Source organism: Mesorhizobium sp. M2C.T.Ca.TU.002.02.1.1 (assembly GCF_003997225.1).
Genome location: NZ_RZTO01000793.1, coordinates 1 through 2,798 on the forward strand (window position 1 = coordinate 1; position 2,798 = coordinate 2,798).

Annotated in this window: 3 protein-coding genes; all 3 read right to left on the reverse strand. The window is 65.3% G+C overall.

The genetic code is table 11. The features are described from left to right. Nucleotides 1–896, reverse strand: an 896-nt coding sequence (locus EOD07_RS29490) for a Tex-like N-terminal domain-containing protein (protein WP_281059092.1), incomplete at its 3' end; no start/stop codon positions are given. Between the two features lie 121 nt (nt 897–1,017). Then, on the reverse strand, nt 1,018–2,196 hold the full coding sequence (locus tag EOD07_RS29495) for a serine hydrolase (RefSeq protein WP_127237847.1): 1,179 nt from the start codon (nt 2,194–2,196) through the stop codon (nt 1,018–1,020). Between the two features lie 28 nt (nt 2,197–2,224). After that, a partial coding sequence (locus tag EOD07_RS29500) for a serine hydrolase (RefSeq protein WP_164772651.1) occupies nt 2,225–2,798 on the reverse strand: 574 nt, incomplete at its 5' end.

The window sequence follows — 2,798 nt, forward strand, 5'->3', positions numbered from 1 at the left end:
CGCTCGCGCAGGTCGCGCATCAGGTCGAGCGTCAGATGCAGCGACAGTTTGATCCGCCAGGTCCAGCCAGCCACTTCCATCAGCCATTTATCGCCGGGCAGGCTGCCGCCAATCGCATAGGCGTTGGCGATCATGCGCTCGACCGGCTTCACCGGCGATTGATCGTCGGCATCCACCTCGATATCGAGCGACAGCACCTCTTCGTTGCGGCCGCGCAGCATGGCCAAGGCACGGTGGCTGGGCACGCCCGACCAGCGCTCGACATGGTCGAAATAGTCGGCGAACTTCGCGCCGGCCTCCTGCTTGCCGTCGACGACTTTTGCGCGCAGGAAGGCGCGTTCCTTCATATAGGCGCGCAGCTTGCCGACCAGATCGGCATTCTCGGCGAACTGCTCCGACAGGATATCGCGCGCGCCTTCGAGCGCCGCCTTGGCGTCGGTCACCTCTTCCGTGACATAGGCGAGCGCCAGCTCCGCCGGCGCTTTCGACCGATCGGCCAGGATTGCCTCCGCGAGCGGACCAAGCCCGCGCTCCCTGGCGATCTCGGCCTTGGTGCGCCGCTTCGGCTTGTAGGGCAGGTAGATGTCCTCGAGCTCCGCCTTTGTGGCGGCCGCCGCGATCTTGGCCTCCAGCTCCTCGGTCAGCTTGCCCTGCTCGCGGATGGAGCTGACGATCGTCTCGCGCCGCGCATCGAGCTCGCGCAGATAGGCAAGCCGCTCGGAAAGGTCGCGCAGCTGCGTGTCGTCGAGCCCACCGGTGACTTCCTTGCGGTAACGCGCCACGAAAGGCACCGTGGCGCCCTCGTCCAGCAGCCCGATCGCCGCTGCGGCCTGTTCCGGCCGCGCGCCGATCTCGGCCGCGATGATTGCTGCGATGCGCTTGATGTCCGATGCCATGCTGGTCCCTGCCGAAAAGAGCGGCGACCATAGGCCGGGAGAGCCGCTACGCCAACCGCAACGGTTTCATCACGCGCCGCAGGTCCACAGAAAACAACCTTTGAACCAATCTCGGGTCGGCTCAGACCATGCCGCTCAGCGCCTCCAAGAACGCCACAATGTCCTCATCCAGCTTGTCGTCCACCGGCTCCGGCTGCGACGACATCTTGGCGATCACCACTTCCGCCTTCGGATTGACGTAGAGCCATTGCCCATGAATGCCGATGCCGCAGAAGGCGCCGCTGTCGTGGCCGGTCTGATACCATTTGTTGCGGTAGCGGCCCTTCGGGAACAGGAACGCCATCGTGCCGCGCTGCCAGGCCTCAGAACTGCCGCCGGTGGCGACCGTGTCGCGCACCCAGACTTCCGGGACGATGCGGCGGCCGTTCGCCGTGCCGCCCTGCCGCATCATCTCGCCGATGCGGGCAAGGTCGCGCGGCGTCATCGACATGCCGCCGGCCGTGCGCGCCGTGCCTTCCATGTCGACCGTCACCGACATGTCGCTCGCGGCGCCGAGCGGCAACCACAGTTTTTCACGGAGCAGCTCGGTCACGCGCATGCCCGACGCCCGCTCGACCAGAATGCCGAGCACGTCCGAATTGGGCGAGCGGTAGCGATAGGTCTGGCCATGCGGCTCGGAAAGCCGCTGGATCGTCATCAGGAAAGCCGCGAGGCTCTCCGATCCGCCACCGGGATTCCACAACGTCGAGCGGCGGTAGCGGGCAAAGGCGCTTTCCGGATCGAGATAGGCCTCCTCGAAATCGAGGCTCACCGTCATGTCGAGCACGTTGCGCACGCTCGCATCGCCATAGGCCGAGCCCTTGGCCTCGGGGATATACTTTGTAACCGGCGCGTTGGGATCGAACACGCCCTCGCCTTCCAATATGCCTGCGAGGATCGCCGTCACCGACTTGCTGATCGAAAAGATGATGTGGCGGGAGCCGAACGGCATATGCGGCGCCGACCAGTCGCCGACGAGCTTGCCGGCCTTCAGGATGGTCAGCCCGTCCGTGTCGGAACGCTTCAGGAAGCTCTCGACGGTTTCGCTGCCGCCGGCGAGCGAGACCTTCTCCTCGAGCAAGGCGCCGAGCGATTTCGCCTGTTCTCCGCCGCCCGGCGCCGCGGCGACATGCGCGCTCGGCACCAGCTCGCCGACATTCTGGAACGACCATCGGTTGAACGGCGAAAGCCGCCAGGTTTCGAGCCGCACATCCTTGCGGGCAAAGCCGTATCTGGCCTCGAAGGCGCTCTTGCCGATCACGACACTCTCCGGGATTTTATTCTGCGATTCAGGCCAGCGCGGCGGCGATGGCATGCACCGCCTTCTGCGTCGCCACCGAATAGGCGGCGTTGAGGAAATCCGGATAGGTCGAAAGCTTCACCACGACCATCCTGTGTTCCCAGCTCATATGGATCAATTGGCCGAACACGCCGCGGCACATCAGCGAGCGTGAGCGCGAATCCTCGATCCAGAACTGATTGCGGTAGCTGCCGTCTGGGAGGCTTGGGCTGAAATCCGGCCCGTGCTTGCCGCTGCGCGTCGCCTCGATCCAGTCGGCCGGGATGACGCCGCCGCCATTGTCGAGGATCAACTGCCCGAAGCGGCCATAGTCGCGCAGCGTGGCGTTGAAGCCGCCATCGGCAAGCGCATAGCCGGCGCTGTCGACGGTGAAGCAGGCGCTCTCGTCGGCGCCGAGCTTTTGCCAGAGCTCTTCCGAGACGAGCTGCGCCAAGCGCTTGCCGCTCACCCGCTCCATGATGAAGGCGAGCACGTCGGTCTCGATCGAGCGGTATTCGAACGCCTCGCCATGCGGGCGCACTTGATCCTTCAGCCGCAGGATCAGCTCGAACAGGTGCGAGGGC